Source organism: Acrocarpospora pleiomorpha (assembly GCF_009687885.1).
GTDB classification, from domain to species: Bacteria; Actinomycetota; Actinomycetes; order Streptosporangiales; family Streptosporangiaceae; genus Acrocarpospora; species Acrocarpospora pleiomorpha.
On the sequence record NZ_BLAF01000119.1, the window covers coordinates 1 to 18,046 of the forward strand.

The following is an 18,046-nucleotide window of genomic DNA, read 5'->3' on the forward strand; positions in this document are numbered from 1 at the left end:
TATCACCCTGACGGCCTCCTCGGACTCCACCTCCATGGCGAGCACGACGCGCATGTCGTCGAGCGGACCGCCCAACACGATGATCCCTTCGTCGACCAGCATGTCCATATACGACGCATGCGCGGGCCATTCGGTCTGTTCTTCCATCGGCCGGGCAACATCCCATTGCGGGCCGGTATGCGACAGGTGAGCGAGAAACATGGCATCGTCTTACCACTGTGGCCTGACACTTTCGGTGTCCGCCGGTCGGAGCGGCGGTTCGTCTGGTGGCGCAACTCGCGGCATGAGAGTGCACCCGTTCAGCAGTGGCCGAGATCCGGGTGTAGCCCTGGGGTCGACGTGACCGCGCGCAGCTTGGCGGCCACCTCGGCGATCAGGTCGGTGAGCGAGGCGTCGCTGCTGTTCCGTCTCATCGAATCCGAGGCGCGGGAACGCTGTGACCTGCGGTGCCTCAGATCCGATGAGACCCACTGAGCCGAAGTCGTCTCGCTGATCATGAGGCAGATCCTCGTTTGGTTCGTGGGCATCGATCAGCCGAGTCCCGGTCATAACTTGCCGTTGTATCTGATAAGCGCATGTGCCTGGATGCCTCATCTCGGCCTGGGACTCCAGAAGTCGCGGCCAGGGCAATCAGAGATCCTCGTCGGGTCCGTTCGCGGCCTCCAGCTGACGGGGAGGCGGTCAGGCCGGCGGGTCGGCAGCTAGGTGGTCGTGGAGGTCGGCGTGCCGGAACTGGTAGAGCGGGCCGACCGCGCGCAGCAGCCCCAGCCGATGGGCGTCATCCAGGAACAGCATCAGCGCTCGGGGCAGTCGGCCCACCCAGGCCAGCCGATAGGTGGCAACCAGGTACGCCAGCCACGCATGGTGATCGCCGACCGTAAACCCGGCCGTGAACCCGGCTGCTAGCACCAGCGCGAGCCCGACCTGGAGGTGGAACACGAACGGGATGCTGAACACGCCTACGACCATGAGCACGAACGCGAGCATGAACACGGCCGTCCGGGCGAGGTTCGCAGCGCGGTCGGCTCGCCAACTGGACATCGGTGCTGGTGCCTGTTGTGCTTCCGCTGGAGCTTCTGCCCATTGCATGAATCCGAGCGCGAGGCTGAACGCCAGCCCGAACGCAAGCCCGAACTGGAGCATCGCCGAGAGCTCGTCCGGGGGGATGCTCGTGAGCTGGAACGTGGGCTCGAACGACTTCTCCCTGATCTTGGTCGCGAGCCCGAACACAAGCATGAACACAAGCCCGAACGGGAGGCCGAACGCGAACCCGGCCGCGAGTCGGCGGGCGAGCAGAGATCCTCGATCCCGCAGGCGGAGATTGGCGAAGCCTGGTTCCTGCAACGACCATGGCCTCGACACGAGCCCGAACGCGACCCCGACCACGAGCCCGACCGCGATCCCGACCGAAATCCCGGTCACGAGGTTGTACGCGAGGCCGCCCGTGAACATGCCCCCGAGTATGGCCACGGGCACGACCACGATTGCAAACGCGATCCCCACGGCATGGCCGACCGCGAGCCCGATTACGGGGATGGTTTTGGCGGTGAAGGTGCGGGTGGTGTGGGCTAGGGTCTGTTGCGAAAGTCCCGGGTGGTGCCACAGCGGCGCGGGCGCCTTTCGCGGTATGCCCTATCGCGGTCGCATCAGGTCAAGGTCCTCGCCCCACGCATCCAGCACCACGCCGTGCCCGGCGCGTCGGGCCGCCGCCTCGACCTGGGCGAAGAGGCGCCGTTGCAGGGGCACGTCGCCCGTTCCCGAGATGCGGTTCGCGGCCTCCAGCAGCATCCCGGTGTCCCAGCCGGGCAACGGGCATCGGGCGAGTTCCCATTCCAGATACTTGTTGTAGGGGCGTGGGCGACGGTCGAGAGCGAAGAGCAACTCCAGCAGAAACCGGATGCTGTCGGCGGCGTCGAGGCGGGCGGCGAGTGAATGCCCGTCACGGTCGTTCTTGACGGAGCGGTAGAGGGAGTTGGCATAGGCGTCGAGCCATTCACCGGAGTTCCGGAATGCCTCATCGGCGCTGAGCCGCGCCTTGGCGGCCAGGATCTGGGCGATGCCCCCGTCGAGCCGATCGAGCACGATCTTGGCGCGGGCGAGGGCATAGCGCTCGAAGCCGGGCATTCCAGCCGCGCGAAACTCGGCGAGGGAGACGATGACGAGGTCGAGCCCAGGAGTGCGGTGGCCGGTGAACCGGGTGAGATCTGTTGTCACGCCGTCGGCGAGGACGACGTACAGGTCGTGGTCGGAGTGCTCGGTGGTCATGTCGTCGTGGGCGCGGGATCCCTTAAGGACGAGACCGACGACGGCGGGGTCGGTGGCGGCGAGCTCGACGAACGCGCGGTAGGTGAGGGGTTGCTGCGTGGGCATCATGTGATCTCCGGGGGGATGGTGGCGGGTATGCCTGTTGGGGCGGCCCCGCCGGCCGGGGGGTCGCCCGCACCGTCCGCGGCGGCACTTGGCCGCCACCTGGAAGATCAACGCACGTGTGAACTCTATGGCCCAGGCCGTCTGAGGGGTACCGAATTCGGGGCGGCCTCAAGCACAACCAGTTTCGCAAGGCAGTGTTAAGCTCCGCGAAAGCCCTGGTCACAGCCACTCATCAATGATCGCGATCTGAACGGTGGCCTCGTAGCGCACGGCGAGCTTGTCGTATCGCGTGGCGACGGCGCGATTACGCTTGAGTCGATTGATGCCGCATTCGACCGCGTGACGCTTGCGGTAGTCGGTCTTGTCGAACTTCGGTGGCCGGCCGCCGCGGGAGCCGAGCTTGCGGCGGTTGCGGGCGCGGTCCGCAGGAACCGGGATCGTCGCCTTGATCCCGCGTCTGCGCAGGTAGGCGCGGTTCTTACGGGAGTCGTACGCCTTGTCAGCCCGCACTCGGTCCGGTCGCCTGCGTGGCCGCCCCAGTCCGAGCCGGGGCACCCGAATCGCCTCCAGGACCCGCTCGAACTGCGGAGAATCACCGCGCTGGCCGGCCGTGATCACAACCGACAGGGGTTTCTGTCCTTGTTCGACGACGAGGTGGATCTTGCTGGTTAGTCCGCCTCGGGAGCGTCCGAGGCTGTGGTCAGGCGGCTCGACGGCGACACCACCGGGCGGTTCCTTCTGGAGATCCCCCTTTTCACGGCCCCGGCGGCGTGCTGGTGGGCACGGCAGATGGTGGAGTCGACGTTCACGTCCCAGGTGATCAATCCTTTCGCGTCGGCCTGTGCCTGGAGCTGGGTGACGATCCGCGCCCAGATACCGTCGCGCTGCCAGCGGCGGAAGAGGTCATAGATCCGGTCCCACGGGCCGTATCGCTCGGGCACGTCCCGCCACGGGGCGCCAGTCCGCGTTCGCCACCGTATGCCGTCTATCAGCTGCCGCCTGGGCCAGGTCGTTGGCCGTCCTGGCTTCTTGCCCTGCGGCAGCAACGGCTGCAGCCTGGCCCACTGGCTATTCGTCAGATCACCACGCCCCACGGCACGTGATCATCCCCGACCAAGATTCACTTTCGCAACGCACCCTAGGCGCCACCAGGCGAAGTCGCGGGTGGGTGTGCCGCCGTTCAAGGGGTGGGTCATCGTGCGGGCCAGGTAGGCAAGCCATCGCCGGGCCTGGCCGGGATCGTGACTGACGCGAGGCCGGAAGGGGTCGGCGGCATCGCCGCTGGGCGGACGCGCGGTGATGAGGGCGGGGATGAGTTGGTCGAACAGGTGGCCGCGAAGTTCCTTGGAGCCGGGGAAACGGCCGGGATTCAGGAGCGGTGCGGGGTTAGCGCGGCCGTCGATGTAGACAACACGCAGGAGCCACAGGCCCAACGCGGTGCTGGCGACTGCGGCCAGCGCGGTCCCGGGGTCCTGCGGGGTTCGGACCAGGGCGGCGGGTGACGTGCGCAGCGCAGCCAGGACTTTCTCCCACTCGGCCGGCGGCTGCGGCGGCAGGCATCGCTTGAGGTAGGCCGCGGCTGTCTTCGGGGTCAGGGGCTGGGGCTCGATGACCATGGCCGAGGTGAGCACGTCTCCCGCGCGGCCGACGGCCTGGGCGAACTCGGTTGTCCTGCTGGTAACGATCAGCTGATCGGTGTCGGCCAGGGACTGGTCAGGGCGGAAATGACGGCTTGCTGGGCGAACGGCGGGAGTTCGTCCAGGCCGTCCAGTACCGGCAGGATGTGCCCGCGTGCGGCCAGCACCTCGGCTATCGCGGGGGGCAGGCCAGGGGCGCGCAGCGCGGGGTAGTCCTGGGTGAGCCGGGCGGCCAGCCATTGATGCAGCCGGGGGAAGATGGCAGTGTCCCAGTCGGCCACCGGCATCAGCACCGGCACCGGTTCATCGTGGTGAGCGCTGCGGGTGGCCAGTAGTTCGCGTACCAGCTGGACGGCCAGGGTGGTCTTGCCGGTGCCGGGGCCGCCGAGGATGACCAGGCGGCGTCTGCGCATGCTCCGGAACTTGCCGGTCAGAGCGGCGATGTCGTCGCTGGAGGCGGTCAGCCGCCGCAGTCCCGGGGTGAGGTTGGCCGGCTGATCCATCACCCGGACGGTAGGGGTCAGGTGCCAGCGCACCGGGATCGGGTCGGGGTCATCCAGAGACCGCAGTGTCGCCTCGGTCTTCCACTGTTGCTCGACCAGTCCGGCCAGCACGTCTTTGGTATGGGTCACCTGCTCGGAGGTCACTGCAGGCCTGGCAGCCGATTGTCGCCACCACAGCCATAGCGGCACCAGCAGTGTCGGGACTACCAGGACCACGCCGACCAGCTGGGCCAGGTTCGCCGCGGTCTGCAGTCCGCCGGCGCCCCGCAGCGCCGATCCGATCAGCGCCAGCGCCCCGGTCACGCCCGCCAGCCCGGCCCACCAGCCCAGCGTGTACCGCCAGGAACCGCCGCGTCTCGCCATAACCGCAATCGTGAACGACCCCAGCCACAGGGGCATCGGTAACGGAACAAACTGTGACCAACCCGCGTCTGCATAGTCCCCGACATAGCTTCGGGAAATTCAGCCATCTCTGTGCGACGGCCGCCAACTGCGACCGCCAAGATATCCCGGCCCAGTGAAAGTGGCGCAGACATGGGGCTATGACGGCAGGATTGTACCTGCCGATAACGTAATCCGTGCAGGTCATACGGCTTGCCTGGCCCTTCATGACGTGTGCCTGCTCCAGCTGTCAACAGCGCCGGGGCCGGGCAAAATGCGGCCACGCCGGCCTTGGCCGCCGGGACGATCTACAGGTGGTGCAGGGCTTGCTCGGGCATGCCAGCATTGTGGTGACCGCCGACATCTGCGTCTCGCTACTGCCGCAGCTGTATCACGACAGCGCCCGAAAGATTGCTCAGCTCGTGCTGTCCGCCGCGCGCAAGACAGCTCGTGTCGCCAAGGTGGCGAACTTGGTCCGGGCGTGACTCACACGTGCCCCACGATGACTCACGCTGTCATCTGGTGACTACCAGAATAGGTAAAACTGCACGTCAGATGGGTGGGGTACCAGGGATTCGAACCCTGAACCTACGGATTAAAAGGGGCTCAAGATCGATTGGGGTTGGGTTAATGTGCCGATATGGCTTTGCACCCCCAGGCTGTCGCCTATCTGAAGTTGTTTTCCAATGACCTGAGCGTCGATCTGGAGACGATCACCGACGACGAGATCAGGCAGTTGCGGGCGATGGACGTGATGGCCGAGCAGCGGGGGGCGCCCGCGGAGTTGGCGGTCGTGCGGGATGAGCGGGTGGCGGGGGTTCCTGTTCGGATATATCGGTATCTGGGTGGGGGCGAGGCGTTGCCGGTGGTTGTTTATTTCCATGGGGGTGGGTGGGTCTACGGGAGCGTGGGGCGTAACGATTCGCTGGCGCGGGACCTGGCGGTGCGCACCGGGGCTGTGGTCGTTTCCGTGGATTATCGGCTGGCTCCTGAGCATGTGTTTCCGGCGGCGGTCGAGGATGCCTGGGTAGTGCTGGCAGATGTCTTCAAGCGGCCGGAACATTACGGCGCGGACGCGTCGAAGGTCGCTGTGATCGGGGACAGCGCGGGTGGGAATCTGGCGGCGGTGGTGGCCTGGCAGGCCAGGGACGCGGGGTACGCCCTTGCCCACCAGGTGCTGGTCTATCCGGTCGTCGATGTCGCCATGGACACGCCCAGTTATGCCGCGTACGCCTCCGGTTTCGGACTAGGCGCCGCCGAGATGGCGTGGTTCATCCGGAAATACGCCCACGGCGTGGATCCCTCCGACCCGAGGCTGGCGCCCTTGAAGCTGCCGGATATGTCAGGCTTGGCGCCAGCGACCGTCGTGACCGCCGAATGCGATCCGCTGTGTGACGAGGGCGCCGCCTACGCCGACGCGTTGCGCGGCTCGGGCGTCGAGGTCGAATACCGCTGCTATCCGGGCAGCCTGCACGGCTTCTTCGGGCTGCCCGGCTTCTTCGACCAGGCCGGAGAGGCCCGCGACTACGTGGCCGCCCGGCTCAAGGATGCGTTCGCCGCAAGCCCGGGAAACCCCGAAAGCTAGGGGCAGCCCGCGCGTCCGAGCCCACCTGATGGTCCATCGGACCGGCCGCGAGTGACTTTGGTCCCTGCCGCCGGCGGGGTGGTGACCCCGAGTCTGGACGCATGTCCGCTGTTACCCCTGTGGCGGGGAATACCCCATGACCGACATCGACTCCACCCCCGGCATGGGCCCATTGCTCGCCGCCCGTGCGTTCTTCACCAAGTCCGAGGTGTCAGCAGACGGCCGCACTCTGCACCAGATAGACTCCAGCGCCTGGGACCGCTTCTACCGCGACCGCTGGGCGCACGACAAGGTCGTACGCTCCACCCACGGCGTGAACTGCACGGGCTCGTGCTCATGGCAGGTGTTCGTCAAGGACGGCCTGATCACGTGGGAGCACCAGGCGACCGACTACCCATCGGTCGGCCCCGAGTCGCCCGAGTACGAGCCGCGCGGCTGCCCCCGTGGCGCGTCCTTCTCCTGGTACACCTACTCGCCCTCACGGGTGCGCTACCCGTACGTGCGGGGCGTGCTGCTGGAGATGTGGCGCGAGGCCAAGGCCAGGCTGGGCGACCCGGTGCTGGCGTGGGCGGAACTGACCGGCGACCCCGAGCGGGCGCGTGCCTACAAGCGGGCGCGCGGCAAGGGCGGCTTCGTCCGCTCCGACTGGGACGAGGTCCTGGAGCTGATGGCCGCCGCGCACGTGCACACGGTCAAGCAGCACGGCCCGGACCGCGTGGTCGGGTTCTCGCCGATCCCGGCCATGTCGATGGCGTCGTTCGCGGCCGGCACGCGCTTCCTGTCGATGATCGGCGGCACCCTGCTGTCCTTCTACGACTGGTACGCCGACCTGCCGATCGCCTCCCCGCAGGTGTGGGGCGACCAGACGGACGTCCCCGAGGCCGCGGACTGGTGGAACTCCCGCTACCTCATCATGTGGGGCTCCAACATCCCGGTCACCCGCACTCCGGACGCTCACTTCATGACCGAGGCCCGCTACCAGGGCACCAAGGTCGTCGCGGTCAGTCCCGACTACGCCGACAACGTCAAGTTCGCCGACGACTGGCTGGCGCCGCATCCGGGCACGGACGGCGCGCTGGCGATGGCGATGGGCCACGTGACGCTCACCGAGTTCTTCCGCGACCGCCAGGTCCCCTACTTCACCGACTACGTCCGGAAATATACGGACCTGCCGTTCCTGGTGACGCTCGAGCCGCGCGGCGACGCGTACGTGCCGCGCCGCTTCCTCACCGCCGCCGACCTCGGCGAGGACGGCGAGAACGCCGAGTTCAAGACCGTCTTCCTGGACTCCGAGACGGGCACGACCGTCGTGCCGAACGGGTCGCTGGGCTTCCGCTGGGGGCAGGAGGGCGAGGGCCGCTGGAACCTCGACCTGGACGGCGCGAATCCGGAGCTGACGTTGTTCGACCGGTCGGAGCGTGCGGTCGCCGTCGACCTGCCGCGCTTCGACGAGGGCGCCACCGAGGGCGGCTCGGTCATGCGCCGTGGCGTGCCGGTCGCCGAGGTGGGCGGCAGGCTGGTCACCACGGTGTTCGACCTGCTCATGGCCCAGTACGGCGTCGCCCGCGACCTGCCGGGGGAGTGGCCGGAGTCGTACCAGGACGCCTCACGGCCGTACACGCCGGCGTGGGCGGAGGAGATCACCTCGGTGCCCGCGGCGACGATCGCCAGGATCGCCCGCGAGTTCGCCCGCAACGCCGAGCGCACCCGGGGCAAGTCGATGATCGCGATGGGCGCGGGCACCAACCACTGGTTCCACTCCGACCAGATCTACCGTTCCTTCCTCACGCTGGTGCTGCTCACCGGCTGCCAGGGCGTCAACGGGGGCGGCTGGGCGCACTACGTCGGCCAGGAGAAGGTCCGCCCGATCACCGGCTTCCAGCATCTCGCCTTCGCCTTCGACTGGCAGCGGCCGACCCGGCACATGGCCGGCACCGCGTTCTGGTATCTGGCCACCGACCAGTGGCGTTACGAGCGGTTCGGGGCGGGTGAGCTCGCCAGCCCGCTCGGCTCCGGCGTCTTCGACGGCAAGTCGCTGGCCGACTGCAACGCCCAGGCCGCGAGGCTCGGCTGGCTGCCCTCGCACCCGACGTTCAACCGCAACCCGCTCACCCTCGCCGACGAGGCCGGCCGGGCCGGCATCCCGGTGGCCGAGCACGTCGTGAATGAGCTGAAGTCCGGAAATCTCCGCTTCGCCGCCGAGGATCCGGGCGACCCGGCCAACTTCCCGCGCGTGCTGACCGTGTGGCGGGCCAACCTGCTCGGCTCCTCCGGCAAGGGCAACGAGTACTTCCTGCGCCACCTGCTCGGCACCGACGCCGAGACCCGCAACGAGGAGACTCCGGAGGGGCTGCGCCCGGCCGAGGTGACCTGGCGTGCGGAGGCCGCCGAGGGCAAGCTCGACCTGCTCACCGCGATCGACTTCCGGATGACGTCCACGGCGCTGTTCTCCGACGTCGTGCTGCCTGCTGCCACCTGGTACGAGAAGCACGACCTGTCCAGCACGGACATGCACCCGTTCGTGCACGCGTTCAACCCGGCCATCGCCCCGCCGTGGCAGACCCGCAGCGACTACGACGCCTTCCTCGGCCTCGCCGACCGCTTCTCCGAGCTGGCCGCCGAGCACCTGGGCAAGCGCACCGACGTGCTGGCCGTTCCGCTCACGCACGACACCCCGGACGAGCTCGCCCAGCCGGGCGGCCGGGTGCGTGACTGGAAGTACGGCGAATGCGAGCCCGTACCGGGCAGGACGATGCCGAAGATCGTGACGATCGAGCGCGACTACACCGCCGTCGGCGAGCGCATGCGCTCCATCGGGCCGCTCTTCGCCGAGCTGGGACTGACGACCAAGGCCGTGACCTACCGGGTCGGCCCGGAGCTCGACTACCTGGCCGGCAAGAACGGCACCACCGGCGAAGGACGGGTCTCGCTGGACACGGCCGAGCGGATGTGCGAGGCCATCCTCGCGCTGTCGGGCACCACCAACGGCCGCCTGGCCACGCAGGGGTTCGAGAGCCTGGAGCGGCGCACCGGCACGAAGCTGGCCGACCTGGCCGCCGAGCACGAGGGCAAGCGGATCACGTTCGCCGACACGCAATCCAGGCCGCAGCCGGTGATCACCTCACCGGAGTGGTCCGGCTCGGAGACCGGCGGCCGCCGCTACTCCGCGTTCGTCATCAACGTCGAGCGGGACAAACCCTGGCACACCCTGACGGGCCGCCAGCAGTTCTTCCTCGACCACGACTGGATCATCGAGCTGGGCGAGCAGCTGCCCGCCTACCGGCCGCCGCTCAACATGAACCGCCACTACGGCCCGCAGGGCGACGGCGGGGCGGCCGAGGTCACCGTGCGCTACCTGACGCCGCACTCCAAGTGGTCCATCCACTCCGAATACCAGGACAACGCCTACATGCTCGCGCTGTCCCGGGGCGGGCCGACGATCTGGATGAGCGTCGAGGACGCCGCCAGGATCGGGGCCGCCGACAACGACTGGATCGAGGCGTACAACCGCAACGGCGTGGTCGTGGCCAGGGCGGTCGTCTCGCACCGGATGCCGGCCGGGACCGTGTACATGTACCACGCCAAGGACCGCAACGTGAACGTGCCGCTCACCGAGAAATCGGGCCGGCGCGGCGGCGTGCACAACTCCCTCACCCGGCTGCTGCTCAAACCCAGCCACCTCATCGGCGGGTACGCGCAGTTCACCTACGCCTTCAACTACTACGGACCGACAGGCAACCAGCGTGACGAGGTCACGGTGATCCGCCGCCGCGGCCAGGAGGTGACCTACGGATGAGGGTGCTCGCCCAGGTGGCCATGGTGATGAATCTGGACAAGTGCATCGGCTGCCACACCTGCTCCGTCACGTGCAAGCAGACCTGGACCAACCGGGACGGCGTCGAGTACGTCTGGTTCAACAACGTCGAGACCAAGCCCGGCGTCGGCTACCCCAAACGCTACGAGGACCAGGAGCGCTGGCACGGCGGCTGGGAGCTCGACCGGCGCGGGCGGCTCAAGCTCCGCGCCGGCGGCCGCGTCAAGCGACTGCTCAACCTGTTCGCCAACCCGGACCTGCCGGACATCGACGACTACTACGAGCCGGCCACCTACGACTACGACACCCTCATCAACGCCCCCGCCGGCCCGCACACCCCGGTCATCCGCCCCAAGTCGGCCATCACCGGCCAGGACATGGCCATCACGTGGGGCGCGAACTGGGAGGACGATCTGGGCGGCGCCCCCGAGCACGCCCCGGCCGACCCCAACCTCGCGGCCATGGCCGAGAAGGTGAAGCTGGAGTTCGACAAGACCTTCATGTTCCACCTGCCGCGCATCTGCGAGCACTGCCTCAACCCGGCCTGCGTCGCCGCCTGCCCTTCCGGCGCGATGTACAAGCGCGAAGAGGACGGCATCGTCCTGGTGGATCAGGACCGCTGCCGCGGTTGGCGCATGTGCGTCTCCTCGTGCCCGTACAAGAAGGTGTACGTCAACCACAGGACCGGCAAGGCCGAGAAGTGCACGTTCTGCTTCCCGCGCATCGAGGCGGGCCAGCCGACCGTGTGCGCCGAGACCTGCGTCGGCCGGCTGCGCTACATCGGCCTCGTCCTGTACGACGCCGACGCCGTGCTGGCGGCGGCGCGTGTTCCCGATCCGAAGGACTTGCTGGAGGCACAGCGCCGCGTGTTCCTCGACCCGGAGGATCCCGCCGTCGCCGCGGCCGCTCGCGCCAACGGGATCAGCGACGACTGGATCCAGGCCGCGCGGCGCTCGCCGATCTACCGGCTGGCCATGCGGTACCGGGTGGCGCTGCCGCTGCATCCCGAATACCGCACGTTGCCCATGGTCTGGTACATCCCGCCGCTGTCGCCGGTGCTCGACGCCGTCACCGGCATGGGCGCCGACGCCGACGACCCGGACAACGTCTTCCACGCCATCACCGACCTGCGCATCCCGCTGGAGTACCTGGCGAGCCTGTTCTCGGCCGGGGACACCGAGGTGGTGGCGGGGGTGCTGATGAAGCTGTCGGCCATGCGGTCGTACATGCGGGCCCGCACTCTCGACGGGACCGTCGCCGGGGACCTGCTGGAGTCGGTGGGGATGACGGCGGAGGACATGGAGGAGATGTACCGGCTGCTGGCCATCGCCAAGTACGACGAGCGTTACGTCGTGCCCGCCGCGCACCGGGAGGACGCCGCCGCGCTGTCCGCCCAGGCGGACGGGTGCAGCCTGGACGGTGACGGCGGGCCGGGGATGAGCGAGTTCCACCCGGCCGGCGTGACCGGCCGCCGCGGCGACGGCCGCCTGGGCCTGAAGCTCTTCGTCGGCAAGGGAGGTACGCCGTGAAGCTTCGCATCCGCCGCCCCGCCCATGTTCAGGCCGCGTCGCCGGAACTCACGGCTGAGGACCGGGCAGCGCTGCTTCGCCTGGTCTCTCTTTGCCTGCAGTACCCCGACACCGGCCTGATCGCCGCACGCGGCGAACTGGCCGCGGCCGTGAGTCGGTTGCCGGAGTCGGCGGCGCGCGAGTCGCTGACGCGGTTCGCCGAGTGGTTCCGCGCCGCCGAGCCGATGGCGCTGGCGCGCGCCTACGTCGAGACCTTCGACCTGCGCCGCAAGTCCAGCCTCTACCTCACCTACTACCTGCACGGCGACACCCGCCGCCGCGGCATGGCCCTGCTCACCCTCAAGCAGCGCTACCGCGTGGCCGGGTTGACCCCGCCCGAGGGCGAACTGCCCGACTACCTGCCCGTGGTCTGCGAGTTCGCCGCGCTGGCGGGCCCGGCCACCGGCGAGGCGCCGCTGCGCCAGCACCGCAAGGGCCTGGAGCTCATCCGCACCGCGCTGCACGACAGCGGCTCGCCCTACGCGCTGGTCCTCGACGCGCTCTGTGCCGAACTGCCCGGCCTGTCCGAGGCCGAGGCCGCCGCCGTCGCCGACCTGGCTTTGGCCGGACCGCCCGCCGAGGAGGTCGGCCTGGTGCCGTACGGTCCGCCGCTCACCGGATTGGAGGTGCGGCCATGAGCGTGGCGCTCTGGGTGGTCGTCCCCTACATCGCTCTGACGATCTTCGTGGTGGGCCATGTCTGGCGCTGGCGCGTCGACCAGTTCGGCTGGACGACGCGGACGACCCAGGTACTGGAGAGCAGGCTGCTGCGGCTCGGCTCGCCGTTGTTCCACCTCGGCGCGTTCGCCGCCATCGGCGGTCACGTGCTCGGCCTGCTCGTCCCCAAGAGCTGGACCGAGGCGGTGGGCGTCGACGAGCACCTCTACCACCTGGTGTCGGTGAGCGCCGGGACCGTGGCCGGGGTGATGGTGGTGGCGGGGCTGGCGCTGCTGCTGGCCCGCCGCTTCACCAGCCCTCGGGTGCGCCGCACCACGACCCGCGCGGACAAGGTCTTGTTCGCCGTCCTGGCGGCGGTGATCGTGCTCGGCATGACCGCGACGGTGGGGAAGAACCTGCTCGGTGGCGGTTACGACTACCGCGCGACCATCGCCGTCTGGTTCCGCGGCGTCCTGATCTTCCGCCCCGACCCCGGCCTGATGGCGGACGTGCCGCTGATCTTCCAGCTGCACGCGATGTCGGCCTGGGTGCTGGCCGCGATCTGGCCGTTCACCAGGCTCGTCCACGTGTGGTCGGCGCCGATCGCGTACCTGTGGCGGCCGTACGTCGTCTACCGGCGGCGGACGCCGCTCGGTGTGCGCCGATGACCGCCATTCACTTTCAAAGAGATGGGAACAACGTGCTGACCAACCTCGAGGGGACCCGGCGTGTCTGAGGCCGCGCCCCCCGTCCTGATCCAGGGCGGCATGGGCGTAGGCGTGTCCGGATGGCGGCTGGCGCGCGCGGTCGCCCGGACCGGGCAGCTCGGCGTGGTGTCGGGCACCGCGCTGGACGTCACCCTGGCCCGCCGGCTGCAGCGCGGCGATCCCGGCGGGCACCTGCGGCAGGCGCTGGCCCGCTTCCCGGTCCCCGCGATCGCGGAACGGGTGCTGGCCCGCTACTTCGTGCCGGGCGGGATCGCGCCGGGCACGCCGTACCGGCCGGTGCCGAGGGTCGGGCTGCGGCCCAACCGCCTGCGGGACGAACTGACCGTGGTCGCCAACTTCGCTGAGATCTTCCTCGCCCGGCAGGGCCACGACGGCCCGATCGGCGTCAACTACCTGGAGAAGATCCAGCTCGCCACGCCGGCCGCCGCGTACGGGGCGATGCTGGCCGGGGTCGACTACGTGCTGATGGGCGCCGGCATCCCGGCGGAGATTCCGCACCTGCTCGACGCCTTCGCCGCGCACCGCCCGGCCGAGATCGCCGTCGCCGTGGCCGGCGCCGACGACACCCGGCACACCGTCGGCCTCGACCCGTCCGCGCTGCTGCCCGCCCCCGCCGAGCCGCTGCGGCGGCCCAAGCTGCTGGCGATCGTCTCCTCCCACGTCCTGGCCGCCTACCTGGCCCGTTCCCCGCAGACCCGGCCCGACGGGTTCGTCCTGGAGACACCGGTGGCCGGCGGGCACAGCGCGCCGCCTCGCGGCCGCATGCAACTGGACGAGTTCGGCGAACCCGTGTACGGGCCGCGCGACGAACCCGACACCGGCAAGCTCGCCGCCCTCGGGCTTCCGTTCTGGCTGGCCGGCGGCTACGGCACACCGGACGGGCTGGCCAGGGCGCTGGCCGCGGGAGCCACCGGGATCCAGGTCGGCTCGGCGTTCGCGCTGTGCCGCGAGTCCGGGCTCGACGACGAGTTGCGCCGCCTGCTGCGCAAGGCCGCCGGCGGCGAGCTGGAGGTCCGCAACGATCCGCGAGCCTCGCCCACCGGCTTTCCGTTCAAGGTCGCGCAGGTGCCCGGCACCCTGTCCGAGCCCGGCTGCTACGAGCGGCGGCCCCGGCTGTGCGACCTGGGCTATCTGCGCACGCCGTACGTCAAACCCGACGGCGCGATCGGCTACCGCTGCCCCGCCGAGCCGGTCGAGACCTACGCCCGCAAGGGCAGGCCCGCCGATGAGGCCGAAGGCCGCCAGTGCCTGTGCAACGGCCTGACCGCCGCCATCGGCCTGGGCCAGCACCGTGGCGACGGCTACCAGGAGCCCGCCCTGCTCACCCTGGGCCAGGACGCCGCCTTCCTCCACGGGCTGCCCGACGACCACTCGGCCGCCGACGTCGTGAACCACATCCTGCAGGGAGCATCCACATGACGAGGACCGGCAAGAGGGCCGCGCTGATGCTCGGTTTGGCGACCCTCGGTTTCGCGCTGAACTTCTGGGCCTGGGCGCTGCTCAGCCCGCTGGGGCCGCGGTTCAAGGACCTGCTCGGCCTGTCGTCCGCCCAGCAAGCCCTGCTGGTCGCCGTCCCGGTGATCGTCGGCTCGCTCGGCCGCATCCCGGTCGGCGCGCTCACCGACCGCTTCGGCGGCCGGGTGATGTTCCCGCTGATCTCGGCCGCCACCATCGTGCCCGTCGTGTTCATCGGCGTGGCCGGGCAGAGCTCGCTGCCGATGCTGCTGGTCGGCGGCTTCTTCCTGGGCATCGCCGGTACGGTGTTCGCGGCGGGCGTGCCGTTCGTCAACGCCTGGTTCCCGCCGCATCGGCGCGGCCTGGCCATCGGCGTCTTCGGCGCCGGTATGGGCGGCACCGCGATCAGCGCCCTGACCACGGTCAAGCTCGTCAAGACCGGCGGCTCGGCCACCCCCTTCCTCATCACCGCGATCGCGCTGGCGCTCTACGCCGCCGTCGCCTGGCTGGTGATGCGCGACGCGCCAGGCCGCACCATCGCGGCGCAACCGCTGTTAGGACGGCTCGCGGCCACCGCCAAACTGGCCATCACCTGGCAGGCCTGCGTCCTGTACGCCGTGGCGTTCGGCGGTTACGTCGCATTCTCGGTCTACTTGCCCGCCTACCTGCAGACCGGCTACGGGCTTGAGCAGGCCGACGCCGCCAACCGCATGGCCGGGTTCGTGGTCCTCGCGGTCGTGATGCGGCCGATCGGCGGCTGGCTGTCCGACCGGGTCGGCTCGATCCCGGTCCTGACCGGCGTGTTCGCCGTGGTCGGCGTCGCGGCGGCGGTCCAGGCCCTCACGCCCGGTCTGATGCCGGTGGGCACGATCGCCTTCCTGACCATGGCCGCCGCCCTCGGCGCGGGCAGCGGCGCCACCTTCGCGCTCGTCGCGCAGACCGCCCCGCCCGACAAAGTCGGCGCGGTCACCGGGCTGGTCGGCGCCGCGGGCGGGCTGGGCGGGTTCGTGCCGCCCCTGCTGATGGGCTTCCTGTACGGCGAACTCGGCTCCTACGGCTTCGGCTTGGGCCTGCTGGCCGTGACCTCGGCGCTGGCCGTGGTGCTGACGTTGACCGTGGTACGCCTGACGGCCTCACGACGCCTCACCACGATGGCGTAGCCATGACGTGGTGGTCGGTAGTCAGGTTCCTGCACGTGCTGTCCGCGGCGTTGTGGGTCGGCGGGCAGCTCACGGTGTCGCTGGTGGTGCTGCCACTGGCCCGCCGCCTCCTGGACGAGCATCGGCGGGCCGAGGTGCTGCGCGCGGTCGGCCGCCGTTTCGGGATCGTCACCGCGGCGGTGTTCCTGCCCGTGCAACTTGCCACCGGCGTGGCCCTCGCCTGGCGCAAGGGCGTCACCTGGGCCTCGCTCGCCGACCCCGGCTATGGCAGGATCCTGGCCGCCAAACTGCTGCTGTTCTGCGCCGTCATGGCCGCCGCCGGCCTGCACGGCTGGGCCAGCGGCGCGGCCAGGCCCAGCCTCGCCCGCGCGATGGCGGTGACCGCGCTGGTGGGCTCGCTCGGCGTCGTCCTCCTCGCCACCGCCCTGCCCGCGACCTGAAGCGGTCCTCAGCTAGGGAGGTACCTGGAATGCCGCTCGATATCAGCATAGAAAAGGGCAGGCCGCCGCTCAGCCCGCCACCGTCGCCGCGGCGTCCCCGCGCGTCGTGGCACCTGCGGGCGAACGCGATCGTTGTCGCCTGGCTGAGCCTGACCGTGGTGGCGGCCCTGGCGGGTGAGGTGCTGCCCGCGCCGCGCTGGTTGCTGATCCACGTGTTTCTGCTGGGCGCGGTCAGCACCGCCATCCTCATCTGGAGCGAGCACTTCACCGTGGCTCTGCTGCGCGCGCGCACCCCGCCCGAGCGCGGCAGCCTGACCAGGCTCGCCGTGCTCAACACGGCGACGGTGGCGGTGCTGGCCGGAGTGTCGGCGGGACCGTGGCAGCTGGCCGCAGCGGGCGCGGCGCTGGTGGTGGGGGTGGTGCTGTGGCACGGAACGGTCCTCGTCCTGCTGGTACGGCGGGCGCTCCCCGGCCGGTTCGGGCACGTCATCGGCTGGTACGTGGGCGCGGCCGGAGCGCTCGCCGTCGGCGGGACGCTGGGCGGGCTGCTGGCCGCTGACGTCGGGCACGGCGCGGTCCACGAGCGGCTGTCCGCCGCGCACGCCGAGGTGAACGTGTTCGGCTGGGTCGGCTTGACGGTGCTCGGCACACTGTTCACGCTGTGGCCGACGGTCCTGCGGACCCGTATGTCGGACGGCACCCGGCGGTGGTCGCGCGTGGGCCTGCTGCTGGCCGCGCCGGGTCTGGCGGTGGCCGTCGGCGGGCTGCTGGCGGGCTGGCGATGGGTGGCCCTGGCGGGGCTGGCGGCGTACGCGGCCGGAGGGCTGGCGGTGCTCAAGCCCCTGACCGGCGCGCTGCGGCGCAGGCGTCCGCACACCGGGGCGGCGTGGATGCTGGGGGCGGCGTTCGTCTGGTTCGAGGTGGCGCTGGCCGCTGATCTGGTGGTCGTGGCCACGCGCCCGGCGCACGAGGTCGCCGCGGCACTGGATCCGCTGCTGCCGCTGCTGCTCGTCGGGTTCGTCGCCCAGGTGCTGCTGGGCTCGCTGCTGCACCTGCTGCCCGCGGTGCTGGGCGGCGGGCCGGCCCGGTTCAAGGAGAACGCGGCGCTGCTGGAGCGCGGCTGGGTGGTCCGGCTGGCGGCGCTCAATCTCGGGGTGCCGCTGCTGGCGCTGCCGGTGCCGCAGCCGGTGACCCTGCTGGGCTGGGCACTGGTGCTGGGCTCGGCCCTGGCCTTCGTCGCTTTGGCCGCGACCGCCCTGACCCGAGCCCGCCCGGCGAAGGGTGGCAGGACATGGTCATCGCTGCCTGCTGTCGCCGGGGTGGCCGTCGGCTGCCTGCTGACGGCCGCCGCAGTCGTCACGGCCACGAGCGGATCGGGATCGTCGACGACGGTGACCGCGACCGGTTCCCGTACGGTCGACGTGACGCTGTCCGGAATGAGTATCCGCCCCGCCGTGATCGAGGCGCCCGTGGGCACCGTGCTGACGTTGCGCGTCACCAACGCCGACGCCCAGCGCCACGACCTGCGCCTGGCGACCGGCGAACGCACCCCGCCGCTGACCTCCGGCCAGAGCGTCACCCTGACGCTGGCGCCGCTGGGCGAGCCGGTCGACGGCTGGTGCACCGTGGCCGGTCACCGCGCGGCGGGCATGACCATGCGCATCATCCCGACCGGCACGGCGGCCGCGCCCCAGCCCACGTCCGGCACCGGCCACAACGGTCACGGCACGAACGCCGCCCTGGACCTGA

At 70.2% G+C, this 18,046-nt stretch carries 16 protein-coding genes; 10 read left to right on the plus strand and 6 right to left on the minus strand.

Annotation, left to right across the window (positions count from 1 at the left end; translation table 11 throughout):
• The 6 genes from Aple_RS50505 to Aple_RS50530 all read right to left on the minus strand — a co-directional run.
• A partial coding sequence (locus tag Aple_RS50505) for a YciI family protein (protein ID WP_155351952.1) occupies nt 1-201 on the minus strand: 201 nt, incomplete at its 3' end.
• Nucleotides 202-681: 480 nt separating this feature from the next.
• Nucleotides 682-1,476 (minus strand): hypothetical protein, encoded by a 795-nt coding sequence (locus Aple_RS50510; RefSeq protein ID WP_155351953.1) that lies wholly within the window; start codon nt 1,474-1,476, stop codon nt 682-684.
• Nucleotides 1,477-1,632: 156 nt separating this feature from the next.
• Nucleotides 1,633-2,373: a hypothetical protein gene (locus Aple_RS50515; protein ID WP_218038933.1), complete on the minus strand. Its 741-nt coding sequence runs from the start codon at nt 2,371-2,373 to the stop codon at nt 1,633-1,635.
• 216 nt (nt 2,374-2,589) lie between these two features.
• Nucleotides 2,590-3,464, minus strand: a protein-coding gene (locus Aple_RS50520) for an IS5 family transposase (protein WP_373869726.1) whose coding sequence is annotated in 2 segments (ribosomal slippage) — nt 2,590-3,081 and nt 3,084-3,464 — 873 coding nt in all. Because the reading frame shifts where the segments join, the coding sequence is not laid out codon by codon here.
• 9 nt (nt 3,465-3,473) lie between these two features.
• Nucleotides 3,474-4,001, minus strand: coding sequence for a hypothetical protein (locus Aple_RS50525; RefSeq protein WP_155351954.1), 528 nt, complete (start codon nt 3,999-4,001; stop codon nt 3,474-3,476).
• Nucleotides 4,002-4,054: 53 nt separating this feature from the next.
• Nucleotides 4,055-4,873, minus strand: a complete 819-nt coding sequence (locus tag Aple_RS50530; RefSeq protein WP_155351955.1) for an NACHT domain-containing protein — start codon at nt 4,871-4,873, stop codon at nt 4,055-4,057.
• A gap of 332 nt (nt 4,874-5,205) precedes the next feature.
• Here Aple_RS50530 and Aple_RS50535 point away from each other — a divergent pair, with 332 nt between their 5' ends.
• From Aple_RS50535 to Aple_RS55950, 10 genes are all read left to right on the plus strand, one after another.
• On the plus strand, nt 5,206-5,376 hold the full coding sequence (locus Aple_RS50535; RefSeq protein WP_155351956.1) for a hypothetical protein: 171 nt from the start codon (nt 5,206-5,208) through the stop codon (nt 5,374-5,376).
• Nucleotides 5,377-5,531: 155 nt separating this feature from the next.
• Nucleotides 5,532-6,476, plus strand: coding sequence for an alpha/beta hydrolase (locus Aple_RS50540; protein ID WP_155351957.1), 945 nt, complete (start codon nt 5,532-5,534; stop codon nt 6,474-6,476).
• A gap of 136 nt (nt 6,477-6,612) precedes the next feature.
• Nucleotides 6,613-10,272, plus strand: a complete 3,660-nt coding sequence (locus Aple_RS50545) for a nitrate reductase subunit alpha (protein ID WP_155351958.1) — start codon at nt 6,613-6,615, stop codon at nt 10,270-10,272.
• Nucleotides 10,269-11,819, plus strand: a complete 1,551-nt coding sequence (narH, locus tag Aple_RS50550; RefSeq protein ID WP_155351959.1) for a nitrate reductase subunit beta — start codon at nt 10,269-10,271, stop codon at nt 11,817-11,819. The genes Aple_RS50545 and narH overlap by 4 nt, the downstream gene beginning before the upstream one ends.
• The gene (gene narJ / locus Aple_RS50555; protein ID WP_155351960.1) at nt 11,816-12,496 is read left to right on the plus strand and encodes a nitrate reductase molybdenum cofactor assembly chaperone; all 681 of its coding nucleotides are present in this window, start codon (nt 11,816-11,818) and stop codon (nt 12,494-12,496) included. Before narH ends, narJ begins: the two co-directional genes overlap by 4 nt.
• Nucleotides 12,493-13,182 carry a respiratory nitrate reductase subunit gamma gene (narI, locus tag Aple_RS50560; RefSeq protein WP_155351961.1) on the plus strand — a complete coding sequence of 230 codons (690 nt, stop codon included), beginning with the start codon at nt 12,493-12,495 and terminating at the stop codon, nt 13,180-13,182. Before narJ ends, narI begins: the two co-directional genes overlap by 4 nt.
• 60 nt (nt 13,183-13,242) lie before the next feature.
• Entirely contained in the window at nt 13,243-14,661 is a 1,419-nt protein-coding gene (locus Aple_RS50565) for a nitronate monooxygenase (RefSeq protein ID WP_218038934.1), read from the plus strand.
• Nucleotides 14,658-15,857, plus strand: coding sequence for an MFS transporter (locus tag Aple_RS50570; protein ID WP_155351962.1), 1,200 nt, complete (start codon nt 14,658-14,660; stop codon nt 15,855-15,857). The genes Aple_RS50565 and Aple_RS50570 overlap by 4 nt, the downstream gene beginning before the upstream one ends.
• A 2-nt stretch (nt 15,858-15,859) precedes the next feature.
• Nucleotides 15,860-16,297, plus strand: coding sequence for a hypothetical protein (locus tag Aple_RS50575; protein ID WP_155351963.1), 438 nt, complete (start codon nt 15,860-15,862; stop codon nt 16,295-16,297).
• 29 nt (nt 16,298-16,326) lie between these two features.
• Nucleotides 16,327-18,046: cupredoxin domain-containing protein (locus tag Aple_RS55950; protein ID WP_174890004.1), on the plus strand; the 1,720-nt coding region annotated here is incomplete at its 3' end.

Excerpts from the sequence above, each read along its gene's own strand:
- Aple_RS50515 (WP_218038933.1), bottom strand. The coding sequence starts at position 2,373 with ATGATGCCCACGCAGCAACCCCTCACCTACCGCGCGTTCGTCGAGCTC.
- Aple_RS50575 (WP_155351963.1), top strand. The coding sequence starts at position 15,860 with ATGACGTGGTGGTCGGTAGTCAGGTTCCTGCACGTGCTGTCCGCGGCG.
- narH (WP_155351959.1), top strand. The coding sequence starts at position 10,269 with ATGAGGGTGCTCGCCCAGGTGGCCATGGTGATGAATCTGGACAAGTGC.
- narI (WP_155351961.1), top strand. The coding sequence starts at position 12,493 with ATGAGCGTGGCGCTCTGGGTGGTCGTCCCCTACATCGCTCTGACGATC.
- Aple_RS50545 (WP_155351958.1), top strand. The coding sequence starts at position 6,613 with ATGACCGACATCGACTCCACCCCCGGCATGGGCCCATTGCTCGCCGCC.
- Aple_RS50540 (WP_155351957.1), top strand. The coding sequence starts at position 5,532 with ATGGCTTTGCACCCCCAGGCTGTCGCCTATCTGAAGTTGTTTTCCAAT.
- Aple_RS50530 (WP_155351955.1), bottom strand. The coding sequence starts at position 4,873 with ATGGCGAGACGCGGCGGTTCCTGGCGGTACACGCTGGGCTGGTGGGCC.
- Aple_RS50570 (WP_155351962.1), top strand. The coding sequence starts at position 14,658 with ATGACGAGGACCGGCAAGAGGGCCGCGCTGATGCTCGGTTTGGCGACC.